At 64.7% G+C, this 17,673-nt stretch carries 16 protein-coding genes and 1 tRNA gene; 11 read left to right on the forward strand and 6 right to left on the reverse strand.

What is annotated here, in order from left to right:
* Positions 1–155 precede the first annotated feature (155 nt).
* Complete coding sequence (nrdR, locus tag CAL22_RS02970; RefSeq protein ID WP_094810216.1) at positions 156–641, forward strand: transcriptional regulator NrdR; 486 nt, start codon at positions 156–158, stop codon at positions 639–641.
* Between the two features lie 4 nt (positions 642–645).
* On the opposite strand, the gene CAL22_RS02975 is transcribed toward nrdR, so the two are convergent.
* Together CAL22_RS02975 and CAL22_RS02980 are read right to left on the reverse strand one after the other, a co-directional pair.
* Complete coding sequence (locus CAL22_RS02975; protein ID WP_094810218.1) at positions 646–1,608, reverse strand: GlxA family transcriptional regulator; 963 nt, start codon at positions 1,606–1,608, stop codon at positions 646–648.
* A complete protein-coding gene (locus tag CAL22_RS02980) occupies positions 1,608–2,168 on the reverse strand; it encodes a cysteine hydrolase family protein (protein ID WP_094810220.1) in 561 nt (186 codons plus the stop codon). Before CAL22_RS02980 ends, CAL22_RS02975 begins: the two co-directional genes overlap by 1 nt.
* Before the next feature lie 198 nt (positions 2,169–2,366).
* Between CAL22_RS02980 and ribD the strand changes: the two genes are divergently transcribed.
* The 5 genes from ribD to CAL22_RS03005 all read left to right on the forward strand — a co-directional run bounded on the left by ribD (position 2,367) and on the right by CAL22_RS03005 (position 9,211).
* Positions 2,367–3,482: a bifunctional diaminohydroxyphosphoribosylaminopyrimidine deaminase/5-amino-6-(5-phosphoribosylamino)uracil reductase RibD gene (gene ribD, locus CAL22_RS02985; RefSeq protein ID WP_094811086.1), complete on the forward strand. Its 1,116-nt coding sequence runs from the start codon at positions 2,367–2,369 to the stop codon at positions 3,480–3,482.
* Positions 3,483–3,503: 21 nt separating this feature from the next.
* Positions 3,504–4,145, forward strand: a complete 642-nt coding sequence (locus CAL22_RS02990; RefSeq protein WP_094810222.1) for a riboflavin synthase — start codon at positions 3,504–3,506, stop codon at positions 4,143–4,145.
* 347 nt (positions 4,146–4,492) lie between these two features.
* The gene (locus CAL22_RS02995) at positions 4,493–6,418 is read left to right on the forward strand and encodes a PrkA family serine protein kinase (protein ID WP_094810224.1); all 1,926 of its coding nucleotides are present in this window, start codon (positions 4,493–4,495) and stop codon (positions 6,416–6,418) included.
* Positions 6,419–6,431: 13 nt separating this feature from the next.
* Complete coding sequence (locus CAL22_RS03000) at positions 6,432–7,694, forward strand: YeaH/YhbH family protein (protein WP_094810226.1); 1,263 nt, start codon at positions 6,432–6,434, stop codon at positions 7,692–7,694.
* Positions 7,691–9,211, forward strand: coding sequence for a SpoVR family protein (locus CAL22_RS03005; RefSeq protein WP_094810228.1), 1,521 nt, complete (start codon positions 7,691–7,693; stop codon positions 9,209–9,211). Before CAL22_RS03000 ends, CAL22_RS03005 begins: the two co-directional genes overlap by 4 nt.
* Here CAL22_RS03005 and CAL22_RS03010 read toward each other — a convergent pair.
* Positions 9,208–9,978 (reverse strand): AraC family transcriptional regulator, encoded by a 771-nt coding sequence (locus tag CAL22_RS03010; RefSeq protein WP_208621854.1) that lies wholly within the window; start codon positions 9,976–9,978, stop codon positions 9,208–9,210. The genes CAL22_RS03005 and CAL22_RS03010 overlap by 4 nt on opposite strands.
* A gap of 89 nt (positions 9,979–10,067) precedes the next feature.
* On the opposite strand from CAL22_RS03010, the gene CAL22_RS03015 reads away from it, so the two are divergent.
* Positions 10,068–11,285 carry an MFS transporter gene (locus tag CAL22_RS03015; protein WP_094810232.1) on the forward strand — a complete coding sequence of 406 codons (1,218 nt, stop codon included), beginning with the start codon at positions 10,068–10,070 and terminating at the stop codon, positions 11,283–11,285.
* A 5-nt stretch (positions 11,286–11,290) separates the two neighbouring features.
* On the opposite strand, the gene CAL22_RS03020 is transcribed toward CAL22_RS03015, so the two are convergent.
* Entirely contained in the window at positions 11,291–12,268 is a 978-nt protein-coding gene (locus CAL22_RS03020; RefSeq protein ID WP_094810234.1) for a Bug family tripartite tricarboxylate transporter substrate binding protein, read from the reverse strand.
* 216 nt (positions 12,269–12,484) lie between these two features.
* Here CAL22_RS03020 and CAL22_RS03025 point away from each other — a divergent pair, with 216 nt between their 5' ends.
* Entirely contained in the window at positions 12,485–13,384 is a 900-nt protein-coding gene (locus tag CAL22_RS03025) for a LysR family transcriptional regulator (RefSeq protein ID WP_094811088.1), read from the forward strand.
* 101 nt (positions 13,385–13,485) lie between these two features.
* Positions 13,486–13,576: transfer RNA gene (locus CAL22_RS03030), tRNA-Ser, on the forward strand.
* A 541-nt stretch (positions 13,577–14,117) separates the two neighbouring features.
* On the opposite strand, the gene CAL22_RS03035 is transcribed toward CAL22_RS03030, so the two are convergent.
* Positions 14,118–14,531 (reverse strand): carboxymuconolactone decarboxylase family protein, encoded by a 414-nt coding sequence (locus CAL22_RS03035; RefSeq protein WP_094810236.1) that lies wholly within the window; start codon positions 14,529–14,531, stop codon positions 14,118–14,120.
* A 164-nt stretch (positions 14,532–14,695) separates the two neighbouring features.
* Here CAL22_RS03035 and proP point away from each other — a divergent pair, with 164 nt between their 5' ends.
* Positions 14,696–16,222: a glycine betaine/L-proline transporter ProP gene (gene proP / locus CAL22_RS03040; RefSeq protein WP_094810238.1), complete on the forward strand. Its 1,527-nt coding sequence runs from the start codon at positions 14,696–14,698 to the stop codon at positions 16,220–16,222.
* A gap of 6 nt (positions 16,223–16,228) precedes the next feature.
* Here proP and CAL22_RS03045 read toward each other — a convergent pair whose 3' ends face one another.
* Positions 16,229–16,684, reverse strand: a complete 456-nt coding sequence (locus CAL22_RS03045; protein WP_094810240.1) for a multidrug/biocide efflux PACE transporter — start codon at positions 16,682–16,684, stop codon at positions 16,229–16,231.
* Positions 16,685–16,784: 100 nt separating this feature from the next.
* Between CAL22_RS03045 and CAL22_RS03050 the strand changes: the two genes are divergently transcribed.
* Positions 16,785–17,648, forward strand: a complete 864-nt coding sequence (locus tag CAL22_RS03050; protein ID WP_094810242.1) for a LysR family transcriptional regulator — start codon at positions 16,785–16,787, stop codon at positions 17,646–17,648.
* Positions 17,649–17,673 lie beyond the last annotated feature (25 nt).

Consider the following 17,673-nt stretch of genomic DNA (forward strand, 5'->3'; position numbering starts at 1 on the left):
CTGGCCAGGCTGTAACGACGGGCCCCTCTGGGGCCCGTTTTTTTTGGTCGATCCGGCCCGGTTGTACCGGCGGCGCAACATATCCGCGCGCCTGTGCGCGTGGGAGACGGCGCTGTCGTTACAATATTGCGATTACAGGCACGGGGGAGCGCGATATGAGGTGCCCATTTTGCGGAAATGCCGATACCCAGGTGGTAGACAGCCGGGTATCGGAAGAGGGCGACACCATACGGCGGCGCCGTCGCTGCCTGTCCTGTGACAAACGCTTCACCACCTATGAGCGTATCGAGCTGGCCATGCCTACCGTGGTCAAGCGTGATGGCAGCCGTAGCGATTACGACGCGGGCAAATTGCGCGGCAGCCTGGCGCTGGCCTTGCGCAAGCGGCCCGTCAGCACCGAGGAAGTCGATGGCGCCGTGGCGCGCATCGAAGAGACCTTGCTGGCCAGCGGCGCGCGCGAGGTGCCCAGCGAGCATATCGGCGAGCTGGTCATGAATGAACTCAAGCGCCTGGATAAAGTGGCCTATGTGCGCTTTGCCTCGGTCTACAAGAGTTTCGAGGATATCGGCGAGTTCGTCGAAGCCATACGCGAGATGCAAGGGCCCTTGCGGCCTGTCAACGGCAAGCTGCGCAAAGACTGAGGCCTCAGCGCCCGGGCCGCAAGGCGCTGGGCGGCTGGGCTTCGTAGCGGCGCCAGACGCGCCGCAGATGGTGGGCCGAGCCAAAACCCGCGCGTTCGGCCACGCGTTCGAGGTCCAGCCGGGTTTCGCGCAGCAATTCCTTGGCCAGGGTCAGCCGCACCTGGTAGAGATAATCCATGGGCGTGCAGCCCGCATGTTCGGCAAACAGGCGATTGAGATGGCGCGCGCTGGTGTGCGCCTGCTCGGCCAGGCGCGGCGCGGACCAGTCCGCGCCGGGGTCGCGCAGGATGGCATCCTGCACGCGGTGCACGCCCGGATGCAGGTGATTGCGGTGATCCAGCCACGGCGACAGCGCGGCGTCGCTGCCGGCCCGCCGCATATAGACCACCATTTCGCGCGCCACGGCGCTGGCCACGCGCGGGCCGCAATCGCGCGCCACCATGTGCAGCGCCAGATCGATGCCAGCCGTGATGCCGGCGCTGGTCCATAAGCCGGCCGATTCCACGAAAATGCGGTTTTCCAGCACGCGCGCCTCGGGTGCGAGCGCGCGCAGCGCTTCCAGGCAACTGTGATGGCTGGTGCACTCGCGGCCGGCGAGCAGGCCCGCCGCGGCCAGCATCAGGGCGCCGGCGCAGACAGACATCAAACCGAATCCATCGGCCGGCGCGCGCCGCGCCAGCCAGTCGATCAGGGCGCGGCGGTCGGGCCGGTCCAGGTCATAACGCGCGCCCACCAGCCCGCTGATCACCACCAGGGCATGGGCGGGCAGGCTGTCGGGCAGCGGCGCCAGTCCCGACAGATACAGCCCCTGCAGGCCGCTTTGCACGTCGCGTTGCGGGCCGCAGTAGTGCAGCGCATAGCGGCCCGGCACGTAGCGATTGGCGATGCGCAAGGCCTCGGCAGGGCCGGCCAGATCCAGAAGCACGATGTCTTCCAGCACCACGAAATAGACCGGCGTGGTCGGCATCAGCCCTCCAGCGCCCGGGCCGCGGGCACGATGCGCGCGAAACGCCCGGCCAGCACGAGTTCGGTGCAGTCCCGGATGTCGGCCGGCGTGTAGGGTTTGCCGGCCGGGCTCTGCATGGCGAAGGTCAGGGTGGCGTCGGTGGCAAAGCGCACTTTATAGCCGCTGTCGGAGGCGTGGCGCGCCGTGGTTTCGCAGCATTGCTCCGTGCGGACACCGGCCACGATCACCTCTTCGATCCCCTGCTGCGCCAGCCAGCTCTGCAGGCTGCTGCCCTCGGCGGCGCGCGCAAAGAGCGCCGAATGCACGGTCTTGTGGAAGGTGGCCGTCGGGGTGACGTGCAATTCGGCCAGCGTGCGCACGTGTCCGGATGCGAGGGCGAAGGGCGACTGCGGATTGGTTTCGTTGACGTGGAAGACTTGCAGCACGGCAATGCCGCGAGCCTGAGCGGCGTCGATCAGCCCTTGTGCATTGCGCACGAAATCGGCGAGCTCCGCGTCATCCCAAAACGGACATTGGCGGAAAGACTCCTGGGCGTCGATGAAGAGGAGGGCTTGTTTCATGGCTAACCTGTCGATGAGGGAAGAATACCCGCATTCTGCGCGGGGGCGGGCCCGGCGGCCAGACAGATCCAGGACCAGGATGGGCCGAAAACGGACATGCTTACCTGTGCCGCGGCGGCGGCCGTGGCGTCTGTCGTCTTTCTGCCCAAGGGGGCGGATACAATCGCTGCCATGAGCGACCCCCAAGATCTTCTCTGGATGCGGCGCGCGCTGGAGCTTGCCCAGGGCGTGATCTACACCACGAGCCCCAATCCGCGCGTGGGCTGCGTCATCGTGCGCGATGGCCAGGTGCTGGGCGAGGGCGCCACACAGCCGCCGGGCGGCCCGCACGCCGAGGTCATGGCGCTGCGCGCCGCACGGGCCGGCGGACACGACCTGGCCGCGGCGACCATCTATGTCACGCTGGAGCCGTGCAGCCACTTCGGCCGCACGCCGCCCTGCGTCGACGCGCTGGTGGCGGCCGCGCCCGCCCGCGTGGTCGTGGCGCTGGGGGATCCCAATCCGCGCGTGGCCGGGCAGGGTTTCGCGCGTTTGCGTGCGGCGGGCATCGCGGTGACCACGGGCGTATGCGAAGAAGAGGCGCTGGCCTTGAACGCCGGTTTCGTGGCGCGTATGAGCCGGGTGACGCCCTGGGTGTGGCTCAAACTGGCCGCCTCGCTCGATGGGCGCAGCGCGCTGCACAACGGCGTATCGCAATGGATTACGGGCGATGCGGCGCGTGCGGATGGCCATGCCTGGCGGGCCCGGGCCGATGTCGTCCTCACGGGGATGGGCACGGTCCTGAAGGACGATCCGCAACTGAATGTGCGCGCGGTGCAAACGCCGCGCCAGCCGCGTAAAGCCGTGGTGGATGGCCGCTTCCAGGTGCCCGAGGACGCGCGGCTGTTCGACGGCACGCCGGCCTGGGTGTTCACCGCTGTCCAGGACGAGGCCAAGGCGGCGCGCCTGGCCCGGCGCAATGTCGAGGTGGTCTGCCTGCCCGATGCGGCAGGCCAGCGCGTGGACCTGCCGGCCATGATGCGCTGGCTGGCCGCGCGGGAATGCAATGAAGTGCATGTGGAGGCGGGCGCGGGCCTGTCGGGGGCCTTGCTGGCCGCCGATTGCGTCGACGAATTGCTGGTCTATCTGGCGCCGGTGATGCTGGGGGATGCGGCCGGTATGGTGCAGATGCCCATGCTGGAGCATCTGGACGCCGCACGCCGTTTTCGTTTTACCGATCTGATGCGGGTGGGTGAGGACGTGCGCCTGCGCGCGCGCGATGCCTCGCGCTGGCAGGCCTTGTTGGCCAGCACGCGCCGCGCCGCGCAGCACTAGTCACATCTCTGGGAGATTCATATGTTTACGGGTTTGGTGGCGGCAGTGGGCCGCATCATATCGGTCAAGCCGCTGGCGGGCGAAGACGCCGGCGTGCGGCTGGATATCGACGCGGGCGACCTCGGGCTGCAGGACGTTGCCATCGGCGACTCCATCGCGGTGCAGGGCGCCTGCATGACGGTGGTCAATCTGACGGGGCAGGGTTTCGAGGTGGATGTCTCGCGCGAAAGCCTCAACCGCACGGTGGGGCTGGAGCGCGAAGGTGAGGTCAACCTGGAGAAATCCCTTGGCCTGGGCGACAAGCTCGGCGGGCATCTGGTGTCGGGCCATGTCGATGGGCTGGGCGAGGTGCTGCGTTTTTCCGATGCCGGCGAATCGCGCGAGCTCGTGATCGCCGTGCCCAAGACCCTGGCGCGTTTCCTGGCTTACAAAGGATCGATCACCGTCAACGGCATCAGCCTGACCGTCAATCGCGTTGAGGATGGCGCCGACGGTTGCGAAATCAGCATCAACATCATCCCGCACACGCAGGCTGTCACGACCCTGCGCAATGTGCAGGCCGGTGATAAGGTCAATCTCGAAATCGACATGATCGCGCGCTATGTCGAGCGCATGCTCAGCGCGTCGGGCGCGGTGGAGGGTCGCGCGCCGGCCTGGCTGTGAGGCCGCGCGGCGAACCCGCTCAGGCGCATAAGCTTATGGCCGATGGTGTCGCATTGCGCGTGTAATCCGGCCTTTATTATCAGCACTCCGAAGCCGTGGCTGCCATTCGCTGCCACGGCTTTTTTGCGCGTATTTCCGGGCAGTGCGGAACTTGTTGCGCGCAATCCGACCCTAAGTAAATCGGGAGTTTTCTATCCTGCCTATTGTGTGTGGTGAAAGTACGACGGCTACATGATGTGTGTTGTGCGATCGCAATAATGACTGGCGAGGCAGGTATAGGAGGAACACAATGGCCCAACGGACCCGCGTTTTGGACCCGTGCTCTCAGTACTGTAGGAGGGTTTGCCGTGCATAGCATCCTCGAAGGCTTCAAGTCGCAGTATGCGCGTGACCAGGAATCAGAACTCTCGTTGGAAGAGTATCTGACGCTGGCCAGGCAGGATCCCATGGCGTATGCCAGCCCGGCCGAGCGCATGCTCGCCGCCATCGGCGAGCCGGAGCTGGTCGACACCCGCAACGATTCCCGCCTCTCGCGTCTGTTCTCCAATCGGATGATCCGGCGCTATCCGGCCTTCCGCGAGTTCTACGGCATGGAAGACGTGATCGATCAGATCGTCTCGTTTTTCAAGCACGCCGCGCAAGGGTTGGAAGAGCGCAAGCAGATCCTCTATCTGCTGGGCCCGGTGGGGGGAGGCAAGTCGTCCATCGCCGAGCGCCTCAAGGCCTTGATGGAGGCCTACCCCATCTATGCGCTCAAGGGGTCGCCGGTCAATGAGTCGCCGTTGGGGCTGTTCAACCCCGAGCGTTTTGGCGACACCCTCGAGAAGGAATACAACATCCCCCGGCGCTACCTGAGCGGCATCATGTCGCCCTGGGCCGTCAAGCGCCTGCGGGAGTTCGATGGGGATATTTCGCAATTCCGCGTGGTGCGTCTGAACCCCTCGGTGCTGCGTCAGGTGGCCATTGCCAAGACCGAGCCCGGAGACGAGAACAACCAGGATATCTCCTCGCTGGTGGGCAAGGTCGACATCCGCAAGCTGGACCGCTATTCGCAGGATGATCCGGATGCGTACAGCTATTCGGGCGGGCTGTGCCTGGCCAATCAGGGCTTGCTGGAATTCGTCGAGATGTTCAAGGCGCCCATCAAGATGCTGCACCCCCTGCTGACGGCCACGCAGGAAGGCAACTTCAAGGGAACCGAAGGGTTTTCCGCCATCCCGTTCAATGGCGCGATTCTGGCGCACTCGAATGAATCCGAGTGGCAGACCTTCCGCAATAACAAGCACAACGAAGCGTTTCTGGACCGCATCTATATCGTCAAGGTGCCTTATTGCCTGCAGGTGACCGAAGAGATCCACATCTACGAAAAGCTGTTGCGCAACAGCTCGCTGTCGCGCGCGCCGTGCGCGCCGGGAACTCTGGACATGATGGCGCAATTCTCCGTGCTCACGCGCCTGAAAGAGCCCGAGAACTCCAGCATCTATTCCAAGATGCGCGTCTATGACGGCGAGAGCCTCAAGGACGTGGATCCCAAGGCCAAAGCCCTGCAGGAGTACAAAGATTACGCCGGCACCGATGAGGGCATGAATGGCGTGTCCACCCGATTCGCCTACAAGATTCTCTCCAGCGTGTTCAATCACGATCAGACCGAAGTGGCCGCCAATCCGGTGCACCTGATGTATGTGCTGGAGCAACGCATCGGGCGCGAGGACTTCCCGGAAGAGGTGCGGCGCCGCTATCTGGAGTTCATCAAGGGCTATCTGGCGCCCCGTTACGCCGAGTTCATCGGCAAGGAAATCCAGACGGCCTATCTGGAGTCGTACTCGGAGTACGGGCAGAACATCTTCGACCGCTATGTCACGTTCGCCGACTGCTGGATACAGGACGAGGAGTTCCGCGATCCCGAGACCGGCGAGAGCTTCGACCGCGGCGCGCTCAATGACGAACTGGAGAAAATCGAAAAGCCGGCCGGGATCGCCAACCCCAAGGACTTTCGCAACGAGATCGTGAATTTCGTGCTGCGTGCCCGCGCCAACAATGGCGGGCGCAATCCGACCTGGACGAGCTACGAGAAACTGCGCGAAGTCATCGAGAAGAAGATGTTCTCCAACACGGAGGATCTCCTGCCTGTGATTTCATTCAATGCCAAGGCATCGGCCGAAGACAAGAGCAAGCATCAGAGCTTCGTTGATCGCATGGTCGACAAGGGCTATACCGAGAAGCAGGTGCGGCTGCTGTGCGAGTGGTATCTGCGGGTGAGGAAGTCGTCCTGAGTCGAGGTGGATCATGAATTCGCTCATTGATCGTCGCCTGAATGGCCGTAATAAGAGCGCGGTGAACCGCGAGCGTTTTCTGCGGCGCTACAAGGACCAGATCCGCAAGGCAGTCCAGGATATGGTCCGCGACCGCTCCATTGCGGATATGGACCAGGGCGCGGAGATCAATCTGCCCGCGCGCGACATCTCCGAGCCGCACTTCCGTCATGGCGTGGGAGGCGACCGCGAGATGGTGCACCCGGGCAACCGGGAGTTCGCCAAGGGCGATGCCTTCGATCGTCCGCAAGGCGGCGGACAGGGCGAGGGCGGCTCCGAACCGGGCGAGGGCGAATCGGTGGATCAGTTCACCTTCAGCCTGTCCCGGGAGGAGTTTCTGCATCTGTTCTTTGACGACCTGGAACTGCCGCATCTGGTGCGCACCCAGTTGGGCGATGTCTCGCAGAAGAAATGGCAGCGGGCCGGTTACACCACGACCGGCTCGCCCAGCCTGCTGTCGGTCAACCGGACGCTGCGCGCGTCGCTATCGCGCCGTGTGGCGCTGGGCCTGAACGCCCGCAACGAGGTCGAGCAGGCCGAGGCGCGTCTGCAGGAAGCCATCGACGGCAAGGCCGATGAGGAGGATCTGGCGCGCTTGCGCCTGGCGCTGGAAGACTGCCGCGGACGCGCCGCGCGCGTGCCTTTTCTGGATGACCTGGATCTGCGCTACCGCAACCGGGTGCCGGTGGTCACGCCGGTCGCGCGTGCGGTGATGTTCTGCCTGATGGACGTGTCCGGCTCCATGGACGAGGGCAAGAAAGACCTGGCCAAGCGCTTTTTCACGCTGCTGTACCTGTTTCTGTCGCGCAAGTACGAGAAGGTGGAGGTGGTCTTCATCCGCCATACGGACAATGCCGAGGAGGTCGATGAGCAGGCGTTTTTCTATGACCCCAAAAGCGGCGGCACCATCGTACTGTCGGCGCTGGAGCTGATGCACGAGATCGTGCAGGAGCGCTATCCGCCCTCGGCCTGGAACGTCTATGCCGCGCAGGCCAGCGACGGCGATTCGTTTGGCGCCGATGCCGGCAAGAGCGCGCGCTTCCTGGCCGAGAAACTGCTGCCGGCCACGCGTTATTTTGCCTATATCGAGGTGCCGGATTCCGCCCAGGCGCGCAAGAGCAGCCTGTGGGCGGAGTATGAGCAGGAGACGGCCGCCCACTTCGCCATGCGCCGCATCAGTCAGCGCAGCGAGATCTTCCCCGTCTTCCATGAGCTGTTCAAGAAGGAGGCCGCATGAATGCGATCGCCACCGGACGAGAGGTCGGCGCGCCGCTGTCCGAGGGCTCGGACTGGACCTTTGAGCTGCTGCAGCGCTATGACGAGGCCATCAGCGCGATCGCGCGCGACTACGGCCTGGACACCTACCCCAACCAGATCGAGGTCATCACCTCCGAGCAGATGCTCGACGCCTACGCCTCGGCGGGCCTGCCTATCGGCTACCCGCATTGGTCATACGGCAAGGAGTTCATCCGCAACGAGCAGTATTACCGTAAAGGCATGCAGGGGCTGGCCTACGAGATCGTCATCAACTCCAACCCCTGCATCTCCTACCTGATGGAAGAGAACTCCATGGCGATGCAGGCGCTGGTGATCGCGCATGCCTGCTATGGGCACAATTCGTTTTTCAAGGGCAATTATCTGTTTCGGCAGTGGACCGATGCCGACGGCGTGCTCGATTACCTGGTGTTCGCGCGCAAGTACGTGATGGATTGCGAAGAGCGCTACGGCATCGATGCCGTGGAGGCCATTCTGGACTCGTGCCACGCGCTCAGCCTGCACGGGGTCGACCGCTACAAGCGTCCGCCGCCGATATCGCTGCGCGAGGAGGCGCAGCGCCAGAGCGAGCGTGCCGAGCATGCCCGCATGCAGTACAACGACCTCTGGCGCACCTTGCCGCGCGTGGACGCCGCGCCCGCGGCGCGCAAGACCGCCGTGTTTCCGCCCGAGCCGGAAGAGAATCTGCTCTACTTCATCGAGAAGTATTCGCCCACACTGGAACCCTGGCAGAAGGAACTGGTGCGCATCGTGCGCAAGGTCTCGCAGTACTTCTATCCGCAGACGCAGACCAAAGTCATGAACGAGGGTTGGGCGACCTTCTGGCATTACACCCTGCTCAACCGCATGCACCAGCTGCGCCTGGTCAATGACGGCTTTATGATCGAAGTGCTGCAAAGTCACACCAATGTGGTGAGCCAGCGCGGCTTCGACGAGCGCGGCTATGGCGGCATCAACCCTTACGCGCTGGGCTTTGCCATGATGAGCGATATTCGGCGCATCTGCGAGGCGCCCACCGCCGAGGATCGCAAGTGGTTCCCGGACATCGCCGGCTCGGATTGGCTCAAGACCCTGGACTTTGCCATGCGCAACTTCAAGGATGAGTCTTTCATCTCGCAGTATCTGTCGCCGCGCCTGATTCGGCAGTTCCGTTTCTTCGCCATCGCCGATCACACGGCCAATCCCAAGCTGGAGGTGGCCGCCATTCATGATGACGAGGGCTACCGCGAGATCCGCAAGCTGCTGGCCGCTCAGCACAATCGCGACAACCAGGTGCCGGATATTCAGGTGGTGCGCTATCAGCGGGAGTCGGATCGCGCCCTGGTGCTGCGCCATCAACAAACCCGCGGCAGGCCGCTAGACAGCGACGAAGCCGATGAGGTCATGAAGCATCTGGCACGGCTATGGGGATTTCGTGTGCGGCTCGAAGAGGCCACGTCGGACGGCACCGTGCTGTCTTATCGGCAGATCGACGCCTAGCGCCATTGGCGCGGCGGGCGGCCAAGCTGCCTGCGAAACATCGCGGTGAAGGCGCTGGGGCTCTGGTAGCCGAGATCCAGCGCCACCGTGGTGACCGCCTGGCCCTCGGCCAGCCGGCGCACGGCTTCCAGCAGCCGGGCCTGTTGCGCCCAGCGGATATAGCTCAGGCCGGTTTCATCGAGAAAGCGGCGGTACAGCGTGCGCGCGCTGATGCCCAGGCGCGCGGCGGCCTGGCCGGGCGAGGGCGCCATACTGGGGTCGGCCATCAGGTCCTGGCACAGCGCCCGCAGGAGCGCGCTTTCGGGTAAGGGCAGGTCAAAGCCGCGCGGCGCGAGGCGGGGCATTTCATTGAGCAGCAGCGCGCTGAGCAGGTCGTGATCCGCGCTGCTGCTGGGCGGCGTGAGCGAGATGCGCACCACCAGTTCGCGCATCAGCGGGCTGACCTCCAGCACGGCGCAATCGGCGGGCATGGCCGCCACCAGATCGGCGTCGATATAGAGCGCCCGCATGTCGACGGCGGTGCCCATGCGGATCTCGTGGACGACGCACGCCGGAATCCACAGCGCGCGGGTGGGCGGCACCAGCCACAGGCGGCGTGGCGTGGATACGCGCATCACCCCATGCGAGGCATACAGCAATTGGGCGCGCTCATGCCAGTGCGGTTCGATGTGGAAATCCGCCGCCAGTTCGCGCCGGCGGGTGACCACGCCGGGCGCGTCCGGATACCCCACTTCGATGATCGGCGCGGCGAGCTGGGCCTTGTCCATATTGCGATAGTTTTCGTCAAAACCAAGAGAGACAGAATAGCCGCTTCTGGGCACACTGGCCGCAATTCCTTTCTTTGATCAGGCCCGTCATGTCCGCCATCCCAACCGAGCGCCCGCACACTCGCCCCGTGACGTTGCTGCTGAACGTCGCGCACGCGATCGATCATATGTTCCTGCTGATCTTCGCCGCGGCGGTGGCCACCATCGCGGCCGATTTCGGCTTTGCCCGCTGGGAGGACCTGATGCCCTACGGCGTGGCGGCGTTCTTTCTGTTCGGCATCGGCTCCTGGCCCTCCGGGCGGCTGGGAGATCTGTGGGGACGGCGGCGCATGATGCTGCTGTTCTTCTTCGGGATCGGCGCGTCGGCCTTGCTGTGCGCACTGGCGCGCGATGCCTGGCAACTGGCCGGCGGACTGGCGCTGGTGGGTCTGTTCGCCTCGATCTATCACCCGGTGGGCATCCCCATGATCGTGCAGCACGCCGCCAAGCCCGGCGCGGTGATCGGCGTCAACGGCTTGGCGGGCAATCTGGGTGTGGCCGTGGCCGCGCTGGTGACGGGCTATCTGGTCAAGACGCTGGGCTGGCGTGCCGCGTTCGCGTTGCCGGGCGTGTTTGCGCTGCTGTGCGGCCTGTTGTTCATGTGGGTGTGCCCTCGGGAGGCCGAAGCGCCGGCTCGGCGCAAGGGCCGCGCGGCGGTCAGCCTGTCGCCGCGCGATCTGGCGCGCGCCTTCGCGGTGATGACGGCCGCGGCGGTGACCGGCAGTCTGTTGTTCAACTTCACCACCAACGGCAACGCGCAACTGCTCGATGAGCGGCTGCGCGGCGTGGTCGAGGATCCGGTCAGCCTGGGCGCGCTGCTGGCCGCGATCTATGTGGTGGCGTCGCTGGCGCAGGTCGTCGTCGGCCGCCTGATCGACCGGGTGGCCTTGAAAACGCTTTATCTCGTGATCGCGCTGATCCAGGTGCCGTTGCTGCTGTGGGCCGCGTGGGCGCAGGGCTGGGCGCTGTACGCGGCCTTGCTGGGCGCCATGATCTTCATCTTCGGCGCCATCCCGTTTACCGACGCGATGATCGTGCGCTATGTCGACGACCATAGCCGCTCGCGCGTGGCGGGCATGCGCTTGACGGTGTCCTTCGGGGTGAGTTCGGCGGCGGTCTGGTTGTTGGGGCCGGTGGTCAAGCAGGCGGGCTTTACCACCTTGCTTCTGGTCATGGCCCTCATCGCGGCCTGCACGGCGGCCATGGTGACGCTGTTGCCTGGCGAAGCGCGCGCACAGGAAAAGGCCGGGGCCGTGCCCCAGCCCTGACGCGTTCACTGGATTTTGATATTGCGTTCTTTGACGAGCCTGGCCCAGAGATCGGTTTCTTTGGCCAGGTGGGCGCTCAACTGTTCCGGCCTGCTGCCGATGGGCTCGGCGCCGATGGCGTTGAGCGTTTCGCGCACCTTGGGATCGGCCATTGCCTGGCGCATGGCATCGTTGAGCCTGGCCACCACGGCCGGCGGGGTCCCCGCCGGCGCGAAGGCGCCAAACCAGGGCAGCAGCTCGTAACCCGGTACGCCGGCTTCGGCCAGCGTCGGCACATCCGGCAGCGCCGAGGAACGTTGGCGGGTCGTCACGCCCAGGGCCTTGAGTTTGCCGGATTGGATATGCGGCTTGGCCGAAGTGACACTGTCGAACATATAGTCCACCTGGCCGCCCAGCAGGTCGGCCATGGCGGGGCCGCTGCCCTTGTAGGGCACATGCAGCATGTCGACGCCGGTCATGGCGACGAAGAGCTCGCCGGCGAGATGGATGGAGGTGCCCACCCCCGCCGAGGCGAAGGTGTCGTGGCCGGGCCTGGCCTTGGCCTGGGCGATGACCTCGGCCACGCTGTTGGCCGGGTTGCGCGCCGGGTTGGTCACCAGCACATTGGGCACCACCGCCAGTAGGGAGAGGGGCGTGAAGTCCTTCTGCGGGTCGTAACCCATATCCTTGTACAGCGCCGGGTTCACCGCCATGCCATTGGCCGCGATCATGATGGTGTAGCCGTCGGGCGCCGCGCGCGCCACGGCCATGGCGCCGATATTGCCGCCTGCGCCGGCGCGGTTCTCCACGATGAATGTCGTGTTCAGGGCGCGCCCCATGGATTCACCCAGCGTGCGCGCGATGGCATCCATCGCGCCGCCGGGCGGGAAGGGTACGACCCATTTGACGGGGTGGTCGGGATAGTCGCCGGCCTGCGCCCCGGCGGCGCTCAGCAGGCAGGTCGCGGCCAGTGCGGCACGCGCGAAAACATGGGTCAGGCGCATCTCTCGTCTCCAATCTCTTTTATGGTGGGCAGCAGGCCGGCGGGTCCGCATCCCGTATCCGCTCAGGAGCCGATCCCCCGCCAGGAGGCGATGGCGGCGGCAGGCGGAAGACCATACCTGAACTGAATGAGGCATCCCACAGCGTCGAGTATGGACATGGAAAAAATGCGCGTCTAAGACTATATTGGTCACTTTCAATACCTGTAAGGTATGAGCATGGAGCTCAGGCATCTGCGCTATTTTCAAACCGTGGCGCGCGAGGGCAGCTTCACCCGGGCCGCCGCGGCCCTGCATATCGCGCAGCCCCCGCTGTCGCGCCAGATACGCCAGCTCGAAGAAGAGCTGGGCGTGACGCTGATCGAACGCGGCAGCCGCGGCCTCAAGCTCACCGAGGCCGGCCGTTTCCTGCTGGAGCAGTCCTTGCAACTGACCGCGCGCCTGGACGAAATCGTGGCCGGCACGCGCCGTCTGGGCGCCCAATCCGCGCGCTGGTTCAGCATCGGGTTCGTTCCCTCGACCCTCTATGGCGTCGTGCCGGAACTCATCCGTTACCTGCGGCAGGCCGACGCCCAGGTCGAGGTCGGCTTGAGCGAAATGACCACCCTGCCGCAGATCGAAGCCCTCAAGAGCGGCCGGATCGACCTGGGCATCGGCCGCATTTCCTTCGACGACCCCGCCATCGAGCGGCGAGTGCTGATGGAAGAGCCGCTGGTCGCCGCCCTGCATCCTGCCCACCCGCTGGCCGGGCGGCAGCGCCTGAGCATCGCCGAACTGGCCGCCGAACCCTTTGTGCTCTACCCGGCGCGGCCCCGGCCCAACTACGCCGACCACGTCCTGGGCCTGTTTCGCGCGGCCGGGCACCAGCCCACCGTCATCCAGGAAGCCAACGAACTGCAGACCGCCCTCGGCCTGGTGGTGGCTGGCCTGGGCCTGACCCTGGTGCCCGCCGGCGTGCAACGCTCCAACCGCCGCGACATCGTCTGGCTGCCTGTGGATGCGCCGGCCTTCTCTTCGCCGGTCATCCTCAGCTGGCGGCGCGGCGACTCCTCGCCCTTTCTGGCCCAGGCCATTGCGGCCGCCGAAAGCCTGGCCCGCCAGGCCGCAGCCTCACCCTGAGCCCGGCCAGGGCCTCGCTGCCAAGCGCGCGCATTTCTGCTAGAATCGCGGATTCGCATTTTCAGCAGCGGTAATTTCCCTGCCGGAAGCGACCCAAATTAGGACAGGTGGCCGAGCGGTTGAAGGCGCACGCCTGGAAAGCGTGTATACGTGATAAACGTATCGGGGGTTCGAATCCCCCTCTGTCCGCCAAGAATTCCCAGGCCGTTACCGGCCAGCCAAAACAGACAGCCCTGAAAACTGCGCGTAAGCGCCGGATTTCAGGGCTTTTTTGTTTTTGGGTGCGGCGGGCGCATGACGATTGTTCGCCACGGATGTGGCGGTCATGTTGACGATGGCGGATGTCTGCCTTGTCCGCGGTGCCCGCGGACAAGGCAGACGTGGAAACAGGCTGAGCATTCCGATTCGCGGCGGCAGCGAAAGGGCATCGCGGCGGGCGTTGCGGGTGCTTGATGTGAGGGTTCGCTACCTGATCCCGAAAACGCCGTGGCGGTTGATCCAGGTCAACGATCTTCGCGATAAACAAGCTCATACACCATGGCCTCAACCCCTATCGCTGGGCGAACCGCGCCGCGCTGACGCAAATGGCGCTGTAAGGGCTGAGCCCAGCGAGGGCGCGGCGACGCTGCGCCTGCATACGCTGGCCGATGGCATAGTCTGTGCAGGGTTCTCTGAAGGTGGGACGGTTATCCCGGCGTCAGGGTGGCTTGGCTGCCTCGATTTGCCGGCGGCTTCAGGCCGCTCCCACCTGAAAGGCGGCATCGACCGGGACCTGTAGCGCGGTCACCAGGGCGTTGGTCTGCGCGGCCATGCCGATGACGGCCAGGAGTTCGGCGTGCTGGCCGTCGGTCATGCCTTTGGCGCGCGCGGCGGCCGTATGCGAGTGGATGCAGTAGCTGCAGCCATTGGCGGTGGATACGGCGATATAGATGAGTTCGCGCACCAGGGGCGAGAGTTCGCCTTCGGTCATCATCACCTGTTTGAGCTGCTCCCACACGCGCTGCAACTGCGGCGGGTCGTTGGCCAGTGCGCGCCAGAAGTTGTTGATGAAGTCGGATTGGCGCGTGGCGCGGATGTCTTCGAAGACGGCCCAGGCCTGGGGGTGGCGGCGGACTTCATCGTCGGACAACAGTTTTTGCGTGGCCATGGCGGCGCTCCGTGCTGGGCAGGGCTGCGGCCGGAAACGACGCGCATGCCTGGGTCATTGAACCGTAGTATGCCTCGTCCTTCAAGAGGGCGCACGCACGCGTATGATGAGGAGGAAAGACTCAAGTGCATGACATCCATCTTCGCTCATAAGAGGAGAAAATCATGGCGGAGCAAGCCTCACAGAATGCACGGCCCTTGCAGATCGGCGACATCACGGTCATCGACAATACCAAGCTGAAAAAGGCGGTCACGGCTGCCGCGCTCGGCAATGCGATGGAGTGGTTCGACTTCGGTGTTTACGGTTTCGTTGCCTATGCGCTGGGCAAGGTGTTCTTCCCCGACGCCTCGCCGGCGGTTCAGACGATTGCCGCGCTGGGCACGTTTTCGGTGCCCTTTCTCGTACGCCCCCTGGGAGGGGTGTTTTTCGGTGTGATGGGCGATCGCTACGGGCGCCAGAAAGTGCTGTCGCTGACCATCATCATCATGGCGATCAGCACGTTTTGTATCGGGCTCATCCCTTCCTACGAAACCATCGGCCTGTGGGCGCCGGTGCTCTTGTTGCTGTGCAAGCTGGCGCAAGGGTTTTCGGTCGGGGGGGAGTACACCGGCGCGGCGATTTTCGTCGCCGAATACGCGCCCGACAGGCGGCGCGGCTTTCTTGGCAGTTGGCTGGATTTTGGTTCCATCGCCGGCTTCGTGCTGGGCGCGGGTCTGGTCGTGCTGTTGCAGACGCTGCTGGGCGAGGGCGCCTTTCTCGAATGGGGTTGGCGCCTGCCGTTCTTCGTCGCCGGGCCGCTGGGGTTGCTGGGCCTGTATCTGCGTCATGCGGCCGAGGAAACGCCGGCCTTTACGCAGCAGCTCGAAAAAATGGAGCGCGAGGATCGCGACGCGCTGCAGGACCGGCCGACGATTTCCTTCCGTGAAATTTTCTCCAAGTATCGCCGCGCGCTGTTGATCAGCATCGGCATGGTGCTGGTGACCAACATCACCTACTACATGCTGCTGACCTATATGCCGACCTATTTGTCGAGCAGCCTGGGGTATTCCGAATCCCACGGGGTGCTGATCATCGTGGTGGTGATGATAGGCATGCTGTTCGTGCAACCGGTGGTGGGTTTCATGAGCGACAAGGTCGGCCGCCGGCCTTTCCTGCTGATCGGCAGCCTCGGTGTGCTGGTGCTCGCCATCCCGTCTTTCGGCATGATCGCCAGCGACAACATCGGCCTGATTTTCCTGGGTTTGCTGCTGTTGGCGATCTTCCTCAATTGCATGACCGGGGTCATGGCCTCCACCTTGCCGGCGCTGTTTCCGACGCGCATCCGTTATAGCGCGCTGGCCAGCTCGTTCAATGTGGCCATCATCGTGGCTGGCCTGACGCCGACTCTGGCCGCCTGGCTGGTCGAGGAGACCGACAATCTACTGATGCCGGCCTTCTATTTGATGATCGCCGCGGCCATCGGCCTGGTGACCTCGTTCTTCCTGCCGGAGACGGCCAACAAGCCGTTGCGCGGCGATACGCCCAATGCCTCGGACCGGCGCGAAGCCAAGGCGCTGCTGCTGGAGGTCTACGACGATATCGAGCAGTCGCTGGTGGATGTGGAAGCGGAAATCGCCGAGCTGGAAGCCCAGATAGAGACGCTGCGCGCCAAGCGTCAGCGTCTGGCCGACCGTCATCCCCACCTGGAGTAGGCCGAATCAGGCCTGGGCGTAGCCGTTGCGCTGGGCGATCCAGCGCAACACCCGCAACCGGGCCTTGTCGTAGGCCAGGTTGTAGAAAAACGCATAGGGCAGGTAAAACAGCACCAGCGCGATATCCAGCACGAAGGCCTGCCAGAGGCTGATGTTCAGCCACCAGGCCGCCAGCGGGATCACGATGAGGATGAGCCCGGTTTCAAAACCGAGGGCGTGCACGACGCGTAATCGCAGCGTGCGCGTCCAGCCCATGCGGTTTTCCAGGCGGTCAAAGCCTGCGTTGTAGAGCATGTTCCAGAGCAGGGCGATCCAGGCGATCACCGCCGTGAGCACGCCCATCTCGAACAACGACTTGCCCATGGCCCAGGCCGCCACCGGCGCGCACAGGCCGATGGCCAGGATTTCGAACAGAAAGGCGTGGATAAAGCGTTCTTTGAGTGTTTTCTTGGCTTGTGTCATGACCTACCTCGGTCTTCAATGCCGGCATTCTCTCCGAATAACCCGATACGATAAAGTTGATATCCATCGGAAAAACCGATTGAAATAGCGCGGAGCCCCCATGCGGCATTCTCTGGAGTCTTTGGCCACGTTTGCCCAGGTCGCGGCGGCGGGATCGTTTTCGGGCGCGGCCCGCGCCCTGGGCAAGCGTCAATCCACCGTCAGCGAGACCATCGCCAATCTGGAAGTGGATCTGGATCTGGCGCTGTTTGACCGCAGCCAACGCCAGCCCGTGCTGACCGAGGCCGGCCAGACACTGTTGGCGCATGCCCATCAGGTGCTGGCGGCCAACGAGCGTTTGAATCGCGCGGCCAGCCAGTTGGCCGGGGGCCAGGAGCCGCGCCTGACGGTGGTGCTGTCGGATACGTTTCAATCGGACACCTTCGAGACCACCTTGAGTGCCATCGACCAGCGCTATCCGGCGCTGCGCTTCGAATGCCTGATTGCCGAGCATGCGGACGTGGTGGCGCTGGTGCAGCAGGGCCGTGCCCATCTGGGCTTGATGGCGGCCCAGCAAGATTACCCGCCCGACGTGGCGCAGGCCACGCTGGCCGAGCTTTCGGAAATCACGCTGTGCGTGGGGCTGGGGCATCCGCTGGCGGCCTTGCCCCGCGTCGGCTTGCAGGATCTGGCCAGTGCGCGCGAGTTACGGCTGAGCACGGTGGCGATGACCGACCAGCTCGCGCCGCCGGCCCGGCCCGTCTGGTCCGCGCCCAGCTATCTCATGCTGTTGGAGATGGCCAGCCTGGGGTTTGGCTGGACCGAATTACCGCGCTGGATGCTGCAGCGTTTCGGGCAGGGGCGGCTGCACGAGCTGGCCGCGCCGGGCTGGCCCCGGCACATCAAGGTGGACGCGGTGTGGTCCACGCGCCGCACCCTGGGCCCGGCCGGCGCCTGGCTGTTGCACAGCCTGGCCGGGGTGTGACCGGGGCGGGCCGGTACGGCGCGCG

The sequence above is a fragment of the Bordetella genomosp. 12 genome (assembly GCF_002261355.1).
Lineage (GTDB): Bacteria > Pseudomonadota > Gammaproteobacteria > Burkholderiales > Burkholderiaceae_B > Bordetella.